This is a genomic window from Umezawaea endophytica, from assembly GCF_025061645.1.
In the GTDB taxonomy this organism is placed as follows: Bacteria; Actinomycetota; Actinomycetes; order Mycobacteriales; family Pseudonocardiaceae; genus Umezawaea; species Umezawaea endophytica.
In genome coordinates this window covers 37,856-57,940 of sequence record NZ_JANYMP010000013.1, presented here as the reverse complement: position 1 = coordinate 57,940, position 20,085 = coordinate 37,856, and the positions used below count along the sequence as shown (strand labels likewise).

Below are 20,085 nucleotides of genomic sequence, written 5' to 3'. Positions count from 1 at the left end.
AGAAGAACTAGCTGTTGGACTTCTGGTCGAGCCGCTACCAGGCTGGACGCCATGACCGAGAAGGCGTTCAAACCAGAGGACATCACCCGGCTGTTCGTCGAACGCTCCAACGCGGGCGACGCCGCGGGGGTCGCGGCCCTGTACGAGGAGGACGCCGTGCTGGCCTACCCGCCCGGCAGCCGGACCGTCGGGCGCGCGGCGATCCAGGTGCTGTGGGAGCGGGTGCTGGCCAACGGGCCGCGCTTCGAGCAGGAGGAGCCGCTGCCCACGCTGGTGAGCGGCGACATCGCCCTCACGTCGACCCCGCCGAGGGACGGGGCGGGCGCCCGCGCGCAGGTCGTCCGCCGACAGCCGGACGGGAGCTGGCTGCGGCTGCTGGACCAGCCGGAGTTCGTCCAGCCCTAGCTACCGGAGGGGCAGGTCGGGCTCGTCGTCGGTGCGCGGTCCGAAGATGCGGCGCTCGGACTCCTGGATCACCACGTCGTTGATGCTCGCCTCGCGGCGGGTCATCAGGCCGTGCTCGTCGAACTCCCAGTTCTCGTTGCCGTAGCTGCGGTACCAGGTGCCCGCCGCGTCGCGGTACTCGTACTGGAACCGGACGGCGATGCGGTTGCCCGTGAACGTCCACAGGGACTTGCGCAGCGCGTAGTCCAGTTCGCGCTCCCACTTCGCGGTCAGCAGCGCCACGATCTCCGCGCGGCCCCGGACGAACGCGTCCCGGTTGCGCCACACGGAGTCCTCGCTGTAGGCGAGCGAGACCTTCGCCGGGTCGCGGGTGTTCCAGGCGTCCTCGGCCGCCCTCACCTTTCGCAGCGCGGTCTCCTCCGTGAACGGGGGCAGGGGCGGTCGGTCGCTCATGGTCGGCCTCTCGGTGGTTGAGAACGTGCGTTCTCCAGGTAGCGTAGAGAACGCACGTTCTCCCGGCAAGCCCCAAGGACGGCCCATGCCCCTCGACGCCACCTCCGCGCGCACCCGGCTGCTCGACACGGCCGAGGAGCTCTTCTACTCGCGCGGCGTCCAAGCCGTCGGGATGGACGACCTCCGCGAGGGCTCCGGGCTCTCGCTCAAACGCCTCTACGCCCTGTACCCGGCCAAGGAGCAGCTCGTGGAGGCGTACCTGCGGCGGCGGGACGTCCGCTGGCGCGGGTCGCTCTCGGCGCACGTGGCGGGGGTCGGCGATCCCCGCGACCGGATCCTCGCCGTGTTCGACTGGCTCGGGACGTGGTTCCGGGAACCGGGGTTCCGCGGGTGCGCGTGGGTCAACGGCCACGGCGAGCTGGGGGCCGCGTCCGAGGTCGTGGCGCGGGCCGCCCAGGACCACAAGAAGGCGTTCGCGGCCTACCTGAAGGGTCTGGTCGCCGCCGCCGACCTCCCGGAAGCGCTTGCGCCCCAACTGTTCCTGCTCGCCGAGGGGGCGATGGTCAGCGCGGGCATCCTCGGCGACCCCGGTCTCGCCGACCACGCCCGTGCCGCCGCGGCGGCGCTGATCGGCCGCTAGGACCAGGGCTTGCCGAACCACGTGGACAGGGCGTGGCGCAGCGCGTCCAGGTCGTCCGCGCCCACCTCGCCGTCGGCTGCCCAGGCGACGTGGCCGTCCGGGCGCACCAGCAGCGCGGCCGGTCCGGTCGCGCCCGTCAGCACGCGCACGTCGACCCGGTCGGTCCACCCGTCCGCGGCGGCGCGCAGCCCGGCCGAGTCGCGGAGGTCGAACAGCACCGGCCGGGGGAGCCGCATGGCGTCCTCGACACCGGGCAGGTCGGGCACGTGGCGACCGGTCAACGGGTGCGCGTCCGGGTCCGCCCCGTAGCGGATGTCCAAGCCGTGCATGGAGTTCACCAGCCGCTCGGTCGCTCCGGGGGCCTGGAGCAGGTCGGCGAACAGCTCTCGCATCGCCCGGCTCTGCGCGTCGGGCCGCATGATCGCGACCTGGGCGCGGGTGTTCGCCAGCGCCCGCGCGGCCACCGGGTGCCGCTCGGCGGTGTAGGTGTCCAGCAGCCCGTCTGGCGCCCACCCCCGCACGGTCGCGGCCAGCTTCCAGCCCAGGTTCGCCGCGTCCGACAGGCCGAGGTTCAGGCCCTGGCCGCCGAACGCCGGGTGCACGTGCGCGGCGTCGCCCGCCAGCAGCACCCGACCCGCGCGGTAGGTGGTCGCCTGGCGGTTGTTGTCGGTGAACCGGCTCGTCGCCTCCACGGCGGTGACGGTCACGTCCACGCCGCTGACGTGGCGCAGGCTCTCCTGGACCTCGGCGGCGGTGAGGTCGGCGCCCCGGTCGGCGGGGGGCCCGTCGAACGTCATCGTGACGACGCGGCCGGGTGTCGGGCCGTGCACGTACACGCCGGTGTCGGTGAAGTTCCAGCCGAGGGGGAGGCGCTCCGGGTGGTCCATCGTGACGACCGCCTGGCAGCCCGCGACCACCGGTTCGGTGCCGGGGAAGTCGAACCCGGCCAGCTTGCGGACCGTGCTCCGGCCGCCGTCGCAGCCGACCAGGTAACCGCCGCGCAGGGTCACCTCGCCGTCGGCGGTCGTGGCGCGCACGGTGACCCCGTCCTCGTCCTGGGTGAAGCCGGTGATCTCGTGACCGCGCGCGACGGGCACGTCCAGCTCCCGCACCCACTCGCCGAGCAGGCGCTCCAGCGCGGGCTGCTTGACGAGCGTGCCCCGCGGCAGGTCGAAGTCCGGGTCGAGGCGCAGGAGCAGCCCGGCGAAGTGCCCGGCGAACTGCTCCGGCGGACGGCCGTCCGCGCGGTCCCGGAGGAACGCGGCGAACCCTGCCTGCTCCGCCTCCGCGTCGAGCCGGGCGCGCAGCCCGCGCCGGGCCAGCATCTGGGTGGCGCGGCCCTGGATCCCGCCCGCCTTCATCAGCCCGCTCGGTTCGGTCAGCCGTTCCAGCACCGCCACCGACACCCCGGCCAGGCGCAGTTCCGCGGCGAGCGCCAGTCCGACCGGTCCGCCACCCGCCACCAGCACGTCGTAGTCCCTGTTGTCCATGAGAACTAGACTGCACCAAAGTTTATGTCCGGTCAACTATTATGGCTGGTACAGTTTTGCCATGCAGGCAGGACTACGCGAGCGCAAGAAGCAGGAGGCCCGGCAGCGCATCTCCTCCGTCGCCACCGGCCTGTTCCTGGAGCACGGCTTCGACGGCGTCACGGTGGCGGAGATCGCGGAGGCCGCGGGCTTCTCCAAGATGACCGTCTTCAACTACTTCCCGCGCAAGGAGGACATGTTCCTCGACCGCCACGCCGAGGCGGTGGACCTGCTCGTCACGGCCGTCCGCGACCGCGCTCCGGGGCGGCCCGCGGTCGACGCGGTGCGGGCGCTGGCGCACCGGCTGCTCGCGGAGGGCCACCCGCTGTCCGGCGCGCAGGCGGGGATGGCGGAGTTCGGCCGGGTGGTCGTGGGCAGCCCCGCGCTGTGCTCCCGCGTGCGGGAACAGGTGGAGGAGATGGAGTCGGCAGTGGCCGCCGTGCTCGCCGAGCAGACCGGTGACCCGGTCGGGGCGGCGCTGGTGAGCGGGCTCCTGCTGGCCGCCGTGCGCACGGCGGTGGTCACGGCGGCCGCGCGGTTGATCGACGGCGACGACCCCGCCGCCGTCGCCGCGGACCAGGCCGGCGTGATCGACCGCGCGTTCGACCTGGTGGAGAACGGGGTGCGCGGCTTCGGGGGCTAGCTCCCGAGCTCCTCGCGCACCAGGGGGAGCACCTCGGTGCCGAGCAGTTCGATCGCGGTCATCACGGTCGCGTGCGGCACGCCCGCCCAGTCCATCTGCATCGCGTACCGGTCGGCCCCGACGAGCCGTCCGACGGAGATCATCCGCTCGGCGACCTCCTCCGGGCTGCCCGCGAAGAGCGCACGGGCGCCGCGGGTGTACTCGTCGTACTCGCCGCGCGTCGGCACCGCCCAGCCGCGGGCCTTGGCGCCGTACTTCATCGTCTCCAGCCAGTACGGGTAGAACGACTCCTTCGCGTCCTGGGAGTTCTTCGCCACGAGGCCGATGGCGCTCATCGTGACGTGCATGTCCTCCGGCGCGTGCTCACCCGCTTCGCCCGCCCGGCGGTAGAGGTCCACCAGCGGCGCGAAGCGCTCCGGCTCGCCGCCGATGATCGCGTACACGATCGGCAGCCCGAGCACGCCCGCGCGGGCCGAGGACTCCGGGTTGCCGCCCGTGCCGACGGAGATGCGCAACCGCTCGCCGTACGGCCGGGGGAGGATGTGCGCCTTCTCCAGCGGCGCGCGGAACCGGCCGGACCACGTGATCGGGTCCTCGCGGTCGATCCGCAGCAGCAGCGCCAGCTTCTCCTCGTACAGCTCGTCGTAGTCGCCGAGGTCCGCGCCGAACAGCGGGAACGACTCGGTGAACGACCCCCGCCCGGCCAGCAGTTCCGCGCGCCCGCCGCTGAGCTGGTCGAGCGTCGTGAACTGCTGGTAGACCCGGACCGGGTCCTCGGTGCTCAGCACGGTCACCGCGCTGCTCAACGTGATCCGCTCGGTCACGCTCGCGGCGGCGGCGAGCACCGTGCCGGGGTTGGAGATCGCGTAGTTGTCCAGGTGGTGCTCGCCGAGCCCGTAGAAGCCGAGGCCCAGCTCGTCGGCCAGCCTGATCCGCTCGACGGTGTTCTTCAACGCCTGGGACACCGAGACCTGGTCGCCGGTCAACGGGTCGGGGTGCCGATCCGCGAAGCTGTAGATCCCGATTTCCATGCTTCCTCCGCCGCTCGTGGTCGTCCACCACGAACCTACGCCTCGAAGGTTGAAGCATCAACGTGACTGTGGTGAGCGTCGCGGCGGCCCCGGCTCGGGGCCGCCGCCGTGACGCCTACTCCGCCTGCGCCGCCAGCCAGTCGGCGAAGGTCGTCCCGGCCTTGAGCCCGCCCTCACCCGTGACCAGGCTGCGCTCGCCCAGTTCGGTGCCGAAGTAGCGGGCGTGCGGGTCGGTGACGACCTCGCGCGAGTCGCCGCGCGCGGTCAGGCTCGCGCGGATGAGGTCGTCCATGCCGATCAGCTCGGGGCCGCCGACCTCGACGACGCCGTTGACGGGCACGCCCACCGCGACGCGGCCGACGGTCGAGGCCACGTCTTCGGCCGCGATGGGCTGCATCAGCGCGGGCGGCGCGTGGACCACGCCGTCCACGGTGGCCGCTTCGCTGATCGACTTGGCGAACTCGTAGAACTGGGTCGCCCGCACGATGGAGTACGGGAGGCCCGACTTGGTGATGAGCTGCTCCTGCGCGACCTTCGCCCGCAGGTAACCGCTGTCCGGCAGGCTGTCGGCGCCGACCACCGAGAGCGCCACGTAGTGGCCGACCCCCGCGTCCGCCGCCGCGGTCAGCAGGGTGGTGGTCGCCGTCTCGAAGAACGCCAGCACGTCCGCGTCCGCGAACGACGGCGAGTTCGACACGTCCACGACCACGTCGGCGCCCGCCAGCACCTCGGCCACGCCCTCCCCGGTGATGGTGTTGACGCCCGAGGCGGGTGACGCGGGCACCGCCTCGTGGCCGTGCTCGCCGAGCTTCGCCACGAGCTTCGAGCCGATGAGCCCGCTGCCGCCGATGACCACGATCTTCATGAGGACCTCTTCCGTTCGCCGCTGTCCGGTCACCAGTCATGACCGGACGGCCCGCGCCCGTGTGACAGGTCAGGTCGAGGAGATTCCGGCGATCTTCGCCGGGTTCATCGCCCACAGCACCTGGTCGATGCCCTCCGCCGACGCGGTGACCGTGACGACGGCGAACGCGACGCCGTCGCGGGCGACCACGACGGACGGTTGACCGTTGGCCTCTACCCAGGTGATCTCGGTGTCCGCCCAGAACTTCTCGGCGAACGCGGCGACGAACCGCGACACGTGCGTGCGGCCGAACACCGGGATCTTCGAGGCGCGCACGGCCCCGCCGCCGTCGGAGTAGCTGACGACGTCGGCGGCGAGCAGGTCCTCCAGCGCGACGAGATCACCCGTTCGGGCGGCCACCAGGAAGGCGTCGAGCAGCCGCCGCTGCTCGGACAGGTCGACCGGCGCGCGCCGCCCGTCCGCGACGTGCTTGCGCGCGCGGCTGACGAGCTGCCGGACGTTCGCCTCGGACGTGCCGGTGATGTCCGAGATCTGCGCGTACGGGTAGTCGAACGCCTCCCGCAGGACGTACGCCGCCCGCTCGGTCGGCGTCAGCTTCTCCAGCAGCAGCAGGATCGCCATCTCCAGCGCCTCGCCGCGTTCGGCCCCCAGCGCGGGATCGGCGCTGGTGTCGACCGGTTCGGGCAGCCACGGGCCGACGTAGGTCTCGTGCCGCGAGCGGGCGGACTGGGCGGAGTTGATGGCGAGCCGGGTCGTGATCGTGGTGAGGAACGCCGGGACACTCCGCACCGCTCCGCGATCAGCGGTCTGCCAGCGCAGCCAGGCCTCCTGGACGATGTCCTCGGCCTCCGCGGCGCTGCCGAGCATCCGGTACGCGATGCCGAACAGGCGGGAGCGCTGGTCGTCGAACTCCGCCGCTGCCAGGTCGAGGGGGTTGACGGACACGGCGGCAACGCTATCGTGACCAATTGTCAGGCGTCACCTGACGGACGGGGTAGGGTGTCAGCCATTACCTGACAGGGGAGGTTCGGATGTGCTCTTTCTGCCACAAGGCGGCCGACGACGTGCGGAAGCTGATCTCCGGTTCCGGCGTCTACATCTGCGACGAGTGCGTGACCCTGTGCGTGGCAATCCTGGATTCGGACGGCCCGTCGGAGACTCGGGTGCCGGAGTGGGCCGACATGGGGGACGAGGAACTGCTGGCCGGGCTGCCGCGGATCGCGGCCACGTCGGAACAGGTCGAGGCGGGACTGCGGGAACGCGTGCTGGGGCTGAGGGAGCGCGGGATCACGTGGGTGCGGATCGGTGACGCGCTCGGCATGACCCGGCAGTCGGCGTGGGAGCGATTCCGCGGCTGAACGCACGGCCGGGCCGGTGCGGACAGGCGCTGCCGGCCTTTGGTGACGGCGCCTGTCCGCACTCCTTGCCGGCGCACCTCTTGCGAGCGCTCGGGTTGACGGGCTCGGCGAGGGTGCCGGGGTGCCGTACCTGGTGCTCACGCCTGCGGCGCTCGCGGCTGTCGTCGTGCTCGCGCTGGTCAGCCGAGCAGGGTCGCCCGGTCCACGTGCAGTTCGCCCGCGGCCCAGCGGAGCCCGGTGAGGTCTCGCACCACCAGGTCCGCTCCCGCCCGCACCGCCCGCTCGCCGACGCCGACGACCTTCGCCACCCCGGCGGCCCGGCCGGCCGCGATCCCCGCCGCGCTGTCCTCCACCACGACCGCGCGGTCAGGCCGGACGCCCAAAGCCTTCGCCGCGGCCAGGTACCCGTCCGGCGCGGGCTTGCCGTGCACCACGTCGTCCGCCGCCACCATCACCGACGGCTCGGGGAACCCGGCCGCCTCCAACCGCGCACGCGCCAGCGCCGTGACCCCGGACGTCACCACCGCCCAGACCCCGCGCGGCAACGACCTCACCAGCGCCACCGCCCCCGGCACCGCCGTCGTCCCCGCCGCCTCCTCGACCTCCCACCGGGTGATGTCCGCCAACGCCCCGGCCCGCCCGCCCTCGGGCACCAGCAGCGCGACGGTGTCCACGGCCCGCCGCCCGTGCACCGCCTCGGTCACCTCGTCCACCGGCAACCCGAACGACCGAGCCCACCGGCTCCACGCCGCGTACACCCCCGCGTCGGAGTCCACCAGCACGCCGTCGTTGTCGAACAGCACGGCGTCGCACTCGACGACCAGCACGGAGGACCTCCTCGGGGTAGCGGAAGCCCAGTCGAACACGGGACAGCGCCGGTGACCTGCGGGAGTGTCCAACGCCTCGACCGTGCGCCGTGACCCGGTCGAAGGATCCTCGATCGTGGCGCGGGGGGACTGCCTAGCCTTCGTCACGTTCAGTGATCACCTTCGGAGGTCCCCACCCGTGCCCGACACACCCGACACACCCGACACACCGGCAGCGCTCACCCACCGGGCGCTCGCGGCCCGCGCGACGGATCCGGCGGGCGCGCGTGAGCTGCTGGGGCGGGCGTTGGCGAAGGACGTGGGCTACGAGCCCGCGTGGCGGTGGTTGGCCGAGTTGGTCGAGGAGCCCGCGGAGCGGGTGTTCTGCCTGGACCGGGCGTTCGCGATCGAAGCCGACCCGGCGACCGGCAGGGCTCGGAAGGTGTTGGGGGGTGTCGAGCCCACGCCGCCGCGCGAGGTCGAGGACCTGGTGGAGCCGCCGCGGCCGGAGGTCGTCGGCAAGCCGCGGCGGCGCGGGGCGTGGGCCGCGTTGGTGGCGGCGGTGGCCGTGCTGCTGACGGTGGTCGGCGCGTACTCGGCGTCGGGTGGGCAGGGCGGGGAGCCGGTGTTCGTCGCGCTGGTGGCGGGGATGGCGAAGCCGGGCTCGGTCGCGATGGAGCGCGGGCTGCGGATGCACCTGGACGTGGTGAACGCGGCGGGCGGTGTCGACGGGCACCCGGTGGAGCTGCTCGTCTACGACGACGAGGACGAGGTGGCGAAGGCGGAGGAGATCGCCGAGCGGATCGTCCGCGAGGACCGGGTGATGTACGTGGTGGGCCACGGGAGCAGCGACACGGCACTGGCGGCGGCGCCGATCTACCTGCGGGCGCGCATCCCGGCGATCACGCCGTCCGCCGGGTCGTCGCGCGTCACCGACGGGAGCGACTGGTACTTCCGCAGCATGTTCGGCAACCGCACGCAGTCGGACTTCCTGGCCGCCTACGCCGCCGACGTGCTCAAGTCCGCGAAGGCGCAGGTGGTCTACGACGAGGACGAGTCGGGGCGGTCCGTGCGGGAGTCGTTCGCCGAGTCCTTCCGGCAGTTCGGGGACGTCGTGGCGGAGACGCCGATCGACCGCTCCACGGTGGACCTCGGGAGGATCGACCCGGTGGCGCCGATCGTGCTGGCGACGGACGTCGACCGCGCTGTCGCCGTGCTCCGGCGGCTGCGGACCGCCGGGATCACGGCACCGGTGCTGGGCGTCGCTTCCCTTGGCACGCAGGCGTTCCACGACGCGTTGGCCGCGGCCGAGCGCGAGCTGGACCGTCCGGGGCTGCTGACCTCGGACCTGTACGTCAGCACGCCGCTGGCGAACGACGCGCTGTCCGGGCCCGCGCTGACGTGGGCCGAGGACTACGAGCTGCGGTACGGGGAGAAGCCGCTGTGGCAGGCGGCGACGGCGCGGCAGGCGCTCAACGTCGGCCTGCACGTCATGACCGGCCGGGGGCTGAGCTTCGCGCCGGACCAGCGGGCCGCGGACCGGCTGCGGGTGCGCGACGGGTGGGCCGCGTTGAAGGACCGGAAGAACTCGTTCCCGGCGCTGCTCGGCCCGCTGTACTTCTCGCCGACGGGATCGGCGCGGATGTCGGTGTCCGTGGTGACCAGCGACGGGTCCCGGTTCGTGTCCGCGCCGGTCCAGTTGACCATCTACGAGCCGCCGTCGGACGAGGCGCTGCGCGAAGGCCTGGCCGCCGGGACCGTCATCGCGATCGGCGACCGGTACCTGGTCCGCCGCCAGGTCGTCGCGACGGGCATCAACCTCAACGAGGTGCGCGACCTGGACACCAGGGACGGCACGTACTTCGTCGACTTCTTCCTGTGGCTCAAGTACACCGGCGACCACGTGGCGTCGGACGTGCAGTTCGTCAACGCCGTCAAGCCCGACCTCAAGCTCGGGCAGCCGCTGCGCGACGTGACCGAGGACGGGGCCACCTACCGGCTCTACCGGGTGGGGGAGCGCTTCAAGAGCGGGTTCGAGTTCCGCGGGTTCCCGTTCGACCACCAGCGGCTCGTCGTGCTGCTGCAGAACCGGGGCCGCACCGCCGACCAGGTCGTCTACGTGACGGACAAGGAGATCCTGGACCAGCCGCCGAGCGCCTACCTGCGCAGCGGCGCCGACGCGAACGCCGACATCAACGAGATCCCCAACTGGGTGGCGGACTCGGTGCGGTTCTTCCAGCGCACGGTCGGCAGCAGCGACGCGCTCGGCGACAGCGCGGGCGCCGGGGCCGGGATCTACTACAGCCAGTACGCGGGGGAGGTCGAGATCGTGCGCGACACGGTGCCGTTCCTGGTCAAGAACCTGCTGCCGCTGGTGCTGCTGATCTGCGTGACGTACCTGTCGCTGTTCTTCTCCGCCTCCGACGGCGGCGCCCCGGTGTCGATGGGCGTCACGGCCATCCTGAGCACAGCGGTGCTGCTCAACAACGTCACCTCGCAGCTCCCGTCGGTCAGCTACACAGTCGCGCTCGAATGGGGGTACTACGCGTTCATCCTACTGGCCGCGACCTGCGTGCTGATCGCGATGCTGCGCAAGCGGCTGGTGTCGACCCGGCGCGCGGCGGCCGAGCGGAGGCTGACCACGGCGGCGCGCGTCGGCTACCCGCTCTACCTGCTCGGGGTGGTGCTCACGTACGTAACCGTGTTCGGCTGAACGCGCGGAAATGGTCCACACCAGCGGTGGAAGTCCTGCCACGATGGGGGAGTGCTGGTGACGATACTGGCGTTCGAGGGCGTGACGACGATCGACGTCACGGCACCGGAGGACGTCTTCGGCCACGCCAACCACTTCGGCGCGGACTACGTGCTCCAGGTGGTGTCGGCCGACGGCGCGGACGTGCGCACGGCCAACGGCTTCGCGGTGCCCGTCGACTCCGCCGCGCGCGACGCCGAACCGGGCGGCACGGTGCTCGTCCCCGGTGCGCACGACGTGCGCCTGGACCCCGTGCTCCTGGACGCCGCGGGCCTGCTGGCCGTGGCGGCGGACCGCGTCACGTCGGTGTGCACGGGCTCGTTCCTGCTCGCCGAACTCGGTCTGCTGGACGGCCGCGCGGCCACCACGCACTGGCGGCGGGCCGCGCTGTTCGCCGAGCGCTACCCGAGGGTGTCGGTGCGGCCGGACGAGTTCTTCGTGCGGGACGGGGACTTCGTGACGGTGGCGGGCGTCAGCTCGGGCATCGACCTGGCGCTCGCGATGGTGGAGGACGACCACGGCTCGGAGTTCGCCGTCGAGGTCGCGCGGGCGATGGTCGTGTTCCTGCAACGGCCCGGCGCGCGGGTCCCGTTCTCCGTGCAGTCGCTGGACCACGTGCCGCTGGGGAGCCCGCTGCGCGCGGTGCTCGACTCGGTCGCGGCCGATCCCGCGGCGCTGCACACCGTGTCCGGGATGGCGGCCACGGCGGCCGTCAGCTCCCGTCAGCTCGCGCGGCTGTTCCACGACGAGATCGGCACGACCCCGGCGCGGTACGTCGAACTGGTGCGGCTCGACCGCGCCCAGGAGCTGCTGCGGACCGGTCACAGCCCGGCCGTGGCTGCGGTGCGCAGCGGCTTCGGCGGGGAGGAGGCGTTGAACCGGGTGTTCACGGGCAGACTGGGGTTCTCCCCGACCGCGTACCGGGAGCAGCACCGGAACTGACGGAGGCCCGCCCGTGCCCCACTTCCCCGCGTCGATCGTCCCGGTCGACCACGTCCAGCCCGTGCCGTGCCGCGTTCGGGGGGTGTTGGCGAACGAGGTCGTGGTGGACTCGACCCGAGCCCTCTACGTCTGGGAGCACCCGTACTACCCGCAGTTCTACTTCCCCCGCGCCGACGTCCGGGCTGACCTCCTGGTCGACGAGCACGCCGCCCGCGACACGAGCCGGGGCGCCGCGCACGTCCACGGCGTGCGGGTCGGCGGGATGCACCGGCCGTCGAGCGCCCTGCGCTACGCGGACTTCCACGACTCGGTGCGGTTCGAGTGGGCCGCGCTGGACCTGTGGTTCGAGGAGGACGAGCAGGTCTTCGTGCACCCGCGCAGCCCGTACACGCGGGTGGACGCGCTGCGCTCGTCGCGGTCGGTGCGGGTCGAGCTGGACGGTGTGGTGGTCGCCGAGTCGTCGTCGCCGGTGCTGGTGTTCGAGACCGGGCTGCCGACCCGGTACTACCTGAGCCGGACCGACGTCGACTTCTCCGTGCTGACCCGCACGGACACCGTGACCTCGTGCCCGTACAAGGGGACGACCACCGACTACTGGTCGATCACCACCCCGAGGGGCGTGCACCCGGACCTGGCGTGGAGCTACTCGTTCCCCGCCAAGGACGTGCTGCCCATCGCGGGACTGGTCGCGTTCTACGACGAGAAGGTCGACGTCGTCCTGGACGGCGTGCGGCAGGACCGCCCGGTGACGCACTTCTGACTCACGTGAGGCGCGGCAGCGCCCGGTGCAGGCGCAGCAGCAGGTGCAGGTCCAGCGCCCGGTCCGGTTCCCGCCAGTTCTCGCCGAGCAGCCGGTCCAGCACCGCGAGCCGCTGGTAGAGCGTGTTCACGTGCACGCCCAGTTCGGTCGCGGCCGCCGCGGGCCGCCTGCCGTGGTCCAGGAACGCGTGCAGCGTGCGCGCCAGCGGTACCGAGCGGTGCCGTTCCTCCGCGAGCACGGCTCCGAGTTCGCGCTCGACCATGCTCCGCACGTTCTGCCGCCCCTGCTCGCTGAGCAGGACCTGGTAGACGCCGAGGCCTTCGGCCGAGGTGAGCTGCCCGGTGCGGTCGAGCGCCACCAGCGTTTCCAGTGCCTGCTCGGCGCGGAGGCGGCAGCGGGCCAGGTCGCCCGCCCCGGCGGCGGGGCCCGCGATCCCCGCGGTGATCCCGGCCGAGTCGTCCCAGCCCCCGATCAGCGCCTCGGGGTCGGCGACGGGCACGGCCGCGAGCAGCCGCCCGCCCTCCGTGGCCACGGTCGACCCCTCCGGCAGCGCCGCGACGAGGCGGGACCGGGCGGCGGGGGTGCTCGGGCGGGCCACGAGCACGCTGTACGTCCGCGCCGGGTCGAGCCCGGCGCCCCTGAGCTGCCGCGCGGCGTCGACGACGGGCCGGGACAGCAGGTCCAGCAGGTGGGCGTCACGGGTCAGCCGGGCGGCTCGTTCGACGGCCTCCTGCCCCACGAGGACCAGCGCGAGCGGGGGAGCGGCCCGTTCCAGCAGCAGCCGGTCGTCCGCGCTCGCCCCGGCCAGCACCAGCGCGCCGAGCACGCGGCGGCCCGCGATCACCGGCTGCACCAGCAGGTCGTCGACGACGGTGGCCGTGCTCCCACCGTCCAGGGCGGCCAGCACCGGGCCGAGCACGTCGGCGTGCGCCGGGGGCCGTTCGCCCGCGTAGGCGAACACGACCTCGCCGCTCGACGACGCCGTGACCTCGCCGAGCAGGTCGTCCACGCCACCGCCGTCCAGCACGACGCGGGTAAGCCTGCGGTCCCAGTGCAGGGTCCGCTCGAGCCGGTCCACGGTCGCCCGCGACGCCTGCGCCGACCGGGCGTTGTCGATCGCCACGGCCGCGTGCGCCGCCAGGGCCGACAGCAGGGCGATCTCCTCCTCGCTGAAGCTGCGCTCCTGCCGCTTGCACGCCAGCAGCGCGCCCAGCACCCGGCCGTGCAGGCCGAGCGGCACGCCGAGCAGGCCGCGCATGTTCTCCGCGGTCGCCGCCCGGTCCGCGTCGGCGTCGTGGCTGATGTCCGGGTCCGTGCGGTAGTCGGGCGTCCACACCGGCTCGCCGCGCGCCACCACGACTGCGGCGATGCCGGTGTCGAACGGGATGCGCAGGCCGAGGAGCTGCGGGGTGAGCGCGCCGTCGGCGACGTCGATGCGCAGGTGGTCGCCCTCGACCAGCGCGAGGTAGGTCAGGTCGACGCCGAGCAGCCGCCGCGCCTGGCCGACGACCTCCCGGACCAGGTCGTCCGGGTCGTGCAGCGTCGACAGGCGGCGGGCGATGTCGTTGAGCGCGGACAGCTCGGTCGCGCGCTGCCGCCGCTGCTCCAGCAGGGAGCGCAGCCGCAGCGCGGAGTGGGCGTCGCGGTCGACGGCCGTGCCACCACCGGCCGCGCGCAGCTCGTCGTGGTGCCGGGCCAGCGCGTCGGGCGACGCGTCGTCGAGGAGCAGGTCCAGCCACGAGGTCACCGCGACTCCTTCACCGGATGGAGGGAAGCTCCACTGTATCGGGTGCCTGGTGGAGAGTCCGCACATTGCCGGTGATCGGTTCCGCGATTAGCGTCGGGAAGAGGACACCAACGGAGGTGGGCGGGATGGACGGGTTGAGCGCACTGCTCCCGCCCGGTCGGGTGCTGAGCGATCCGGACGTGCTGCGGTCCTACAGCCACGACGAGGCCGAGTGGGCGCCGTGGGAGCTGCCCGCCGTGGTGGTCAGGCCCCGCACGGCCGAAGAGGTCCAGGTCGTCGTGCGGTACTGCGTCGAGCGCGGGATCCCGGTCGTCACGCGCGGCGCGGGCACCGGGCTGTCCGGCGGAGCCAACGCGACCGCCGGGTGCGCGGTCATCGCACTGGACGGGATGAGGGCCATCAGGGAGATCGACCCGCTGGAGAAGCTCGCCGTCGTCGAACCCGGTGTGGTCAACGACGACCTGCGCGCGGCCTGCGCCGAGCAGGGCCTCTGGTACCCGCCGGACCCGGCCAGCTCGCCGTGGTCGACCATCGGCGGCAACGTCGCCACCAACGCGGGCGGCGTGTGCTGCGTGAAGTACGGCGTGACCGGCGACTACGTGCTGGGGCTCCAGGTCGTGACGGGCACCGGGGAGCTGGTCCGGCTCGGCCGCCGCACGGCAAAGGGCGTCGCGGGCTACGACCTCACGTCGCTGCTGGTCGGCTCGGAGGGCACGCTCGGCGTCATCACCGAGGTCACCGTGCGGCTGCGACCGCGCCGGGAACCCGAGCACACCGTCGCGGGGTACTTCTCGTCCGTCGTGGCCGCCGGTCTCGCCGTGGAGCGGATCGCCGCCGCCGGGCTCACGCCGTCCGCGCTGGAACTGGTCGACCGGCAGTGCCTCGCCGCCGTGGACGAGTGGAAGAACATGGGCCTGTCCGCCGACGCGGACACGGTGCTGTTGGGCCGCACCGACGCGCCCGGCGCGGCCGGGGACGCCGAGGCGGACGCGATGGTGGCGTGCTTCGAGGCGGCGGGCGCGACCTGGAGCGCCCGGTCCACCAACCAGGCGGAGGCCGACGCGCTGTTCGACGCCCGCCGCCTCGCCTACCCGGCGCTGGAACGGCTCGGGCCGGTGCTGACCGAGGACATCTGCGTCCCCGTCGGCCGGGTCGCCGAGATGCTGGGCCGCGTCCAGGCCATCGGCGAGCGGCACGACACGACGATCGCCAACATCGCCCACGCGGGCGACGGCAACCTGCACCCGTTGCTGCTGACCAGGCCCGGTGACGAGGACGGACGGGCCCGCGCGCAGGCGGCGTTCGCCGACATCATCGCCGAGGCGCTCGAACTCGGCGGCACGGTCACCGGTGAGCACGGCGTCGGCCTGCTCAAGCGCGACGGGCTGCGCCGGGAACTCGACCCCGCCGTGCTCGCGCTGCACCGCGCCGTGCGCGACGCGCTCGACCCGCACCACGTCCTCAACCCCGGCAAGGTGTTCGGACAGGAGAACGAATGACCACGGAACCACTGGTGCGCCTCGGCGACGCCACCCTGCGCGGGACGCACGCCGACGGCGTGTTCTCGTTCAAGGACATCCCGTACGCGCGCGCCGAGCGGTTCGGCCTGCCGGAACCCGTTGTCCTGTCGGGAGAACGCGACGCGCGGACGTTCGGTCCGACGGCTCCGCAGGGCAGCACCCGGATCCCCGGCGTCGACCTGGAGGGCATCGTCGGACCGGGCTGGATCCCTGGCGACGACTACCTGACGTCGAACGTGTGGACGCCGGACCCGACCGCCACCGGGCTGCCGGTGATGGTGTTCGTGCACGGCGGCTCGTTCACCGGCGGGTCGGCGAGCACGGCCGGGTACGACGGGTCGTCGTTCGCGCGGGACGGCGTGGTGCTGGTGACGGTGAACTACCGGCTCGGCGTGCTCGGGTTCGGCTCCGTGCCGGGGTTCCCGGAGAACCGCGGCCTGCGCGACCAGATCGCGGCCCTGGAGTGGGTGCGGGACAACGTCTCCGCGTTCGGCGGGGACCCGGCGACCGTGACGGTGTTCGGCGAGTCGGCCGGGGCGCTCAGCGTGTGCGACCTGCTGGCCGTCCTACCGCCGGGGCTGGTGCGCCGGGCGATCAGCCAGAGCGGTGGCGGATCGCACCTGCTCACGCCCGCGCAGGCCGCCGTGACCACCCGCGCGGTCGAGGAGGTCCTCGGCGGCCCGGTCACCGAGGCCGACGACGCCGCGCTGGTCGACGCGCTCACCCGCGTGGCGCTGGGCCGTCCCGACCTGACCGTGGACGGGGTGCGCGACCCGTTGATGGGGCTGTCGCCGATCGGCCCGGTGCTGGACGGCGACCTGTTCCACGGCCAGCCCGTGGACGCGGTCGCGGCGGGGGCCGCCTCGGGCGTGGACGTGCTGGTGGGCCACAACTCCGACGAGATGAACCTCTACCTCGTGGGGCTCGGGGCGGCGCTGCCCGAGGTCACGCCCGAGGTGCTGGCGTTCTCCGTCGCCCGCCTGCACCCGGAGCCGGCGCGGGTCGTCGACGCCTACCGGGGCGCGGGCCGCGGCGACACCCCCGGTGAGCTGCTGGCCGCGATCGGCACCGACTTCATGTTCGCCGTTCCCACAGCCCGCGTGGCCGACGCGCACGCGCCGCACGCCGCCGGGACGTGGCGGTACGAGTTCACCTGGCGCTCACCCGCGTTCGGCGGCCTGCTCGGGGCGTGCCACGGGATCGAGCTGCCGTTCGTGTTCGACGTGCTGGACCGGGTCGACTTCGGCCTGCTCGGCGTCACCCCGAACGCCGAGACCACCGCGCTGGCCACGAGCGTCCACGCCGCGTGGGTGGGCTTCGCCCGCGACGGCGACCCCGGCTGGCCCCGCTACACGCCCGAGCGCCCCGCCGTCCGCCGGATCGGTCCGGAGTGGACGACCACCGAGGAGGCCGACGGCAAGGAGCGCGCGGTCTGGAACGGCGTGCGCTGACTACTCGACCGGCGCGCGCTCCGGTGCGTGCGCGGTCGACCTGCCCGCGGTGAGGCTGCCAAGCAGGGCCAGCGCGTCGGCGGTCCGGGTGTCCGGCACCGGGTGGAAGACCTTGATCGTCAGGCCCGGCGCGGCGTTGACGGTCAGGGACTCGTAGTTCAGGTGCAGGTCACCCACCAGCGGGTGGCGCAGGAGCGTGGAGCCGCGGGTCTTGACGTGCACCCGCGCCTGGCCCCACATCGTGCGGAACTCGTCGCTGCGCAGCGAGAGCTCGCCGACCAGGGCGATCAGGCCGGGGTCGTCCGGGTCGGCGCCGCCCGCCGCCCGCAGCGAGGCGACGGTCGCGTGCGCCACGGAAGTCCAGTCGCCGTAGAAGCTCCTGGCGTCCTCGTCGAGGAACACCATGCGCGCCAGGCAATCGCCGTGCTCGTGGCCCTCGTACACGGCGCGCCCCAACTGGTTCGCGCCGACCACGTTCGTCAAGCTGTCCAGCACGATCGCGGGCGTCGAGGTCCAGAGTTCCAGCAGCGCCAGCAGTTCCGGGTCGACCCGCGGGCGCTCGGCGTGCTTCCGCCGCCTCCGGGGCGAGTGGTCGGCCACGGAGCGGAGGTAGCGCAGCGCCTCCTCGTCGAACAGCAGCGCCCTGGCCAGCGCGTCGAGCACCGAGCGCGACGGGTGGCGCTCCCGGCCCTGCTCCAGCCGCGTGTAGTAGTCGGTGCTCAGGCCCGCGAGGTCGGCGACCTCCTCGCGCCGCAGCCCCGGAACGCGCCGCCTGCCGTCGACGGGCAACCCGACGGACCGCGGCGTCAGTTGCGTCCGCCTGGCCCGCAGGAACTCGCCGAGGTGGTTGTTCGCTCTCACCAGGCGAACATAACCCCGCCGCGCACGGGTTGTCCCGGGTGAGCCACACCCCGTCAGGGTGCTATTCCCGCTCAGCCTGGGTGCGCCGCACCCTTCTGGCGCCTGGGCGATCCGCTTAGTTTTCGGTGCGGCGGCGACGACTTCGCCGCGATTCCCCGGAAGCAGAAGGTGGAGAACCATGTCCAAGACCGGCTCAACAGCACTCGCCACGGTGCTGGCCCTGTCGGCGGTACTCGTGGCACCCCTCCAGGCGTCGGCCACCGGTGCCACGCTGTCCGCGCCGCGCGTCGTGGCGCACCTTGACCTGGCCGCCCGCCAGCAGGTGGAGAACCTCACCCTGGAGCCGGACGGCTCCGCGGACGTCACCTTCGCCTACAGCCGCCAGATCGCCCGGATCTCGCCGCGCGGTGACGTCCGAGTCCTGGCCACCGTCCCGGCACCGCCACCGGGGTCGAAGACCCCGGCGTTCGGCGGCGAACCGATCGTCGGCGGGATCGAGCGCGACCACGACGGCACGCTGTACTTCGCCTACTCCACCGGGACCGCCGAGCTGACCGGCCTCTGGCGGCTCCGGCCCGGTGGGACCCCGCAGCGCGTCGTCGCGCTGCCGCCCACCGGTGTCGCCAACGGCCTGCACCTGCACGGCGGCTTCCTCTACGCCGCCGACTCGGTGCTGGGCACGATCTGGCGGGCGTCGGTGCGCGGCGGCCCCGCGGTGGCGTGGAGCACCGCGCCGGAACTGGCGCAGAGCTCCCTGGCGGGCGCCAACGGCCTCGCCGTGCACAACGGCGCTGTGTGGACGACGAACACCGACACCGGGTCCGTCGTCCGCCTCCCGATCCGGCGGGACGGGTCGGCCGGACCGGCGCGCGTCGTCGCCACCGGTCTCGGGTTGATCGACGACATCGAGTTCACCGGCCGGGACGACACCCTGCTGGTCGCGGGGATCGCGGCGAACGAGGTGCTCCTGGTCCGGCCGGACGGCTCGCACACGGTGGTCCTGACCGGCGCGGACGGCCTCCAGAACCCGACGTCGCTGGCCCGGCGGGGCAACACCGTGTACGTCGCCAACGCGGCCTACTTCACCGGCGTCGACCCCAACCTGCTCGTCGCGCGCCTGAGCTGCTGAGGTGCGGGGTGGGACACCGTCGTCAGGCGGTGTCCCACCCCAGCAGGCGTTCCGCGTCGCGGGTGGTCAGCTCGTGAGCGCCGACCCGACGTCGTGGAACGGGGCTACTTGGCCGCGGCCTCGTCGCGCTTGGACTTCATCAGGCTGGCGACCGTGGTGATCACCAGGACGCCGATGATCACCGGGAGCGACACCTCGATGCCGATCGTCGGCACATCGAGGGGCTCACCGCCGTTGAGGAACGGCAGCGAGTTGGTGTGCAGCGCTTCCAGGACCAGTTTCACGCCGATGAACGCGAGGATCAGCGAGAGGCCGATCGACAGGTACACCAGCTTGTTCAGCAGGCCGCCGAGCAGGAAGTAGAGCTGCCGCAGGCCCATCAGGGCGAACGCGTTGGCCGTGAACACCAGGAACGGCTCCTTGGTGAGGCCGAAGATTGCCGGGATCGAGTCGAGCGCGAACAGCAGGTCGGTCGTGCCGATCGCGAGCATGACGATGAACATCGGGGTCACGAAGCGCTTGCCGTCGATCTTGATGAACGACCTGGCGTCGTGGTAGCGGTCCGCCACCGGGTACACCCTGCGGACGAACCTCAGCAGCGCGTTCTCCTTGTACTCCTCCTCCTCGTCGTGCTTCGTCCTGGCCAGCTTGTAGCCGGTGTAGATCAGGAACGCGCCGAAGAGGTAGAAGACCCAACTGAACTGCGCGATGACCGCCGCGCCGACCGCGATGAAGATGCCGCGCATCACCAGCGCGATCAGGATGCCGACGAGCAGCACCTTGCCCTGGTGCACCTTGGGCACCTTGAAGGTGTTCATGATGATCAGGAAGATGAACAGGTTGTCGATGCTGAGCGAGTACTCGGTGATGTACCCGGCGAAGAACTCACCGGCGTAGACACCGCCCGAGAAGTACCAGATGCCCAGGCCGAACAGGACCGCGAGGCTGACGTAGAACGTGACCCAGCGCCCGGCTTCGCCGAACGACACCTCGTGCGGCCTGCGCGCCACGAGCACGAGGTCCACGACGAGCAGGCCCAACAGGCCGAAGACCGTCGCGAGCCACAACCACAGTGGTACAGACATGGGGAATTAACCCTCCGGCTCTCGGCGTGCGCGCCTGTGACCGGAGGTCTCCTCCGCCGGCTGACGCCGACCGGCGGAACCGGGAGCCAAGGGCAACTCCGTGCTGAC

At 72.7% G+C, this 20,085-nt stretch carries 19 protein-coding genes; 10 read left to right on the top strand and 9 right to left on the bottom strand.

What is annotated here, in order from left to right:
• Positions 1 to 51: 51 nt before the first annotated feature.
• Positions 52 to 405, top strand: a complete 354-nt coding sequence (locus NZH93_RS25835) for a YybH family protein (protein ID WP_259625786.1) — start codon at positions 52 to 54, stop codon at positions 403 to 405.
• Here the strand turns inward: NZH93_RS25835 and NZH93_RS25830 are convergent, their stop codons facing one another.
• On the bottom strand, positions 406 to 858 hold the full coding sequence (locus tag NZH93_RS25830; protein ID WP_259625785.1) for a nuclear transport factor 2 family protein: 453 nt from the start codon (positions 856 to 858) through the stop codon (positions 406 to 408).
• A gap of 85 nt (positions 859 to 943) precedes the next feature.
• On the opposite strand from NZH93_RS25830, the gene NZH93_RS25825 reads away from it, so the two are divergent.
• Entirely contained in the window at positions 944 to 1,498 is a 555-nt protein-coding gene (locus tag NZH93_RS25825; protein WP_259625784.1) for a TetR/AcrR family transcriptional regulator, read from the top strand.
• Here the strand turns inward: NZH93_RS25825 and NZH93_RS25820 are convergent.
• Positions 1,495 to 2,988: an FAD-dependent monooxygenase gene (locus tag NZH93_RS25820; RefSeq protein WP_259625783.1), complete on the bottom strand. Its 1,494-nt coding sequence runs from the start codon at positions 2,986 to 2,988 to the stop codon at positions 1,495 to 1,497. The two genes, NZH93_RS25825 and NZH93_RS25820, sit on opposite strands and share 4 nt — an antisense overlap.
• Positions 2,989 to 3,049: 61 nt before the next feature.
• On the opposite strand from NZH93_RS25820, the gene NZH93_RS25815 reads away from it, so the two are divergent.
• On the top strand, positions 3,050 to 3,670 hold the full coding sequence (locus NZH93_RS25815; RefSeq protein WP_259625782.1) for a TetR/AcrR family transcriptional regulator: 621 nt from the start codon (positions 3,050 to 3,052) through the stop codon (positions 3,668 to 3,670).
• Here the strand turns inward: NZH93_RS25815 and NZH93_RS25810 are convergent.
• The 3 genes from NZH93_RS25810 to NZH93_RS25800 all read right to left on the bottom strand — a co-directional run bounded on the left by NZH93_RS25810 (position 3,667) and on the right by NZH93_RS25800 (position 6,511).
• Positions 3,667 to 4,701 (bottom strand): LLM class flavin-dependent oxidoreductase, encoded by a 1,035-nt coding sequence (locus NZH93_RS25810; RefSeq protein WP_259625781.1) that lies wholly within the window; start codon positions 4,699 to 4,701, stop codon positions 3,667 to 3,669. The genes NZH93_RS25815 and NZH93_RS25810 overlap by 4 nt on opposite strands.
• A 115-nt stretch (positions 4,702 to 4,816) precedes the next feature.
• Entirely contained in the window at positions 4,817 to 5,566 is a 750-nt protein-coding gene (locus tag NZH93_RS25805; protein WP_259625780.1) for an SDR family oxidoreductase, read from the bottom strand.
• 69 nt (positions 5,567 to 5,635) lie between these two features.
• Positions 5,636 to 6,511: an RNA polymerase sigma-70 factor gene (locus NZH93_RS25800; RefSeq protein ID WP_259625779.1), complete on the bottom strand. Its 876-nt coding sequence runs from the start codon at positions 6,509 to 6,511 to the stop codon at positions 5,636 to 5,638.
• Positions 6,512 to 6,597: 86 nt separating this feature from the next.
• On the opposite strand from NZH93_RS25800, the gene NZH93_RS50000 reads away from it, so the two are divergent.
• Positions 6,598 to 6,924, top strand: coding sequence for a ClpX C4-type zinc finger protein (locus tag NZH93_RS50000; protein ID WP_276024144.1), 327 nt, complete (start codon positions 6,598 to 6,600; stop codon positions 6,922 to 6,924).
• Positions 6,925 to 7,103: 179 nt separating this feature from the next.
• Here NZH93_RS50000 and NZH93_RS25790 read toward each other — a convergent pair whose 3' ends face one another.
• Positions 7,104 to 7,751, bottom strand: a complete 648-nt coding sequence (locus tag NZH93_RS25790) for an HAD-IA family hydrolase (RefSeq protein ID WP_259625778.1) — start codon at positions 7,749 to 7,751, stop codon at positions 7,104 to 7,106.
• 178 nt (positions 7,752 to 7,929) lie between these two features.
• On the opposite strand from NZH93_RS25790, the gene NZH93_RS25785 reads away from it, so the two are divergent.
• From NZH93_RS25785 to NZH93_RS25775, 3 genes are read left to right on the top strand one after another with little or no spacing between them, the layout of a single operon-like run.
• Entirely contained in the window at positions 7,930 to 10,443 is a 2,514-nt protein-coding gene (locus NZH93_RS25785; RefSeq protein WP_259625777.1) for an ABC transporter substrate-binding protein, read from the top strand.
• A gap of 57 nt (positions 10,444 to 10,500) precedes the next feature.
• Positions 10,501 to 11,424 carry a GlxA family transcriptional regulator gene (locus NZH93_RS25780; RefSeq protein ID WP_259625776.1) on the top strand — a complete coding sequence of 308 codons (924 nt, stop codon included), beginning with the start codon at positions 10,501 to 10,503 and terminating at the stop codon, positions 11,422 to 11,424.
• Positions 11,425 to 11,437: 13 nt separating this feature from the next.
• Positions 11,438 to 12,184, top strand: coding sequence for a DUF427 domain-containing protein (locus NZH93_RS25775; protein WP_259625775.1), 747 nt, complete (start codon positions 11,438 to 11,440; stop codon positions 12,182 to 12,184).
• Position 12,185: 1 nt separating this feature from the next.
• On the opposite strand, the gene NZH93_RS25770 is transcribed toward NZH93_RS25775, so the two are convergent.
• Positions 12,186 to 13,931 carry a helix-turn-helix domain-containing protein gene (locus NZH93_RS25770; protein WP_259625774.1) on the bottom strand — a complete coding sequence of 582 codons (1,746 nt, stop codon included), beginning with the start codon at positions 13,929 to 13,931 and terminating at the stop codon, positions 12,186 to 12,188.
• 125 nt (positions 13,932 to 14,056) lie between these two features.
• Between NZH93_RS25770 and NZH93_RS25765 the strand changes: the two genes are divergently transcribed.
• Positions 14,057 to 15,430, top strand: coding sequence for an FAD-binding oxidoreductase (locus NZH93_RS25765; protein ID WP_259625773.1), 1,374 nt, complete (start codon positions 14,057 to 14,059; stop codon positions 15,428 to 15,430).
• Positions 15,427 to 16,902, top strand: coding sequence for a carboxylesterase/lipase family protein (locus NZH93_RS25760; protein WP_259625772.1), 1,476 nt, complete (start codon positions 15,427 to 15,429; stop codon positions 16,900 to 16,902). The genes NZH93_RS25765 and NZH93_RS25760 overlap by 4 nt, the downstream gene beginning before the upstream one ends.
• Here NZH93_RS25760 and NZH93_RS25755 read toward each other — a convergent pair whose 3' ends face one another.
• The gene (locus NZH93_RS25755) at positions 16,903 to 17,763 is read right to left on the bottom strand and encodes a helix-turn-helix transcriptional regulator (protein ID WP_259625771.1); all 861 of its coding nucleotides are present in this window, start codon (positions 17,761 to 17,763) and stop codon (positions 16,903 to 16,905) included. It lies immediately after the preceding gene.
• Between the two features lie 178 nt (positions 17,764 to 17,941).
• Here NZH93_RS25755 and NZH93_RS25750 point away from each other — a divergent pair, with 178 nt between their 5' ends.
• A complete protein-coding gene (locus tag NZH93_RS25750) occupies positions 17,942 to 18,892 on the top strand; it encodes a DUF6923 family protein (RefSeq protein ID WP_259625770.1) in 951 nt (316 codons plus the stop codon).
• A gap of 104 nt (positions 18,893 to 18,996) precedes the next feature.
• Here NZH93_RS25750 and NZH93_RS25745 read toward each other — a convergent pair whose 3' ends face one another.
• Entirely contained in the window at positions 18,997 to 19,977 is a 981-nt protein-coding gene (locus tag NZH93_RS25745) for a TerC family protein (RefSeq protein ID WP_259625769.1), read from the bottom strand.
• Positions 19,978 to 20,085 lie beyond the last annotated feature (108 nt).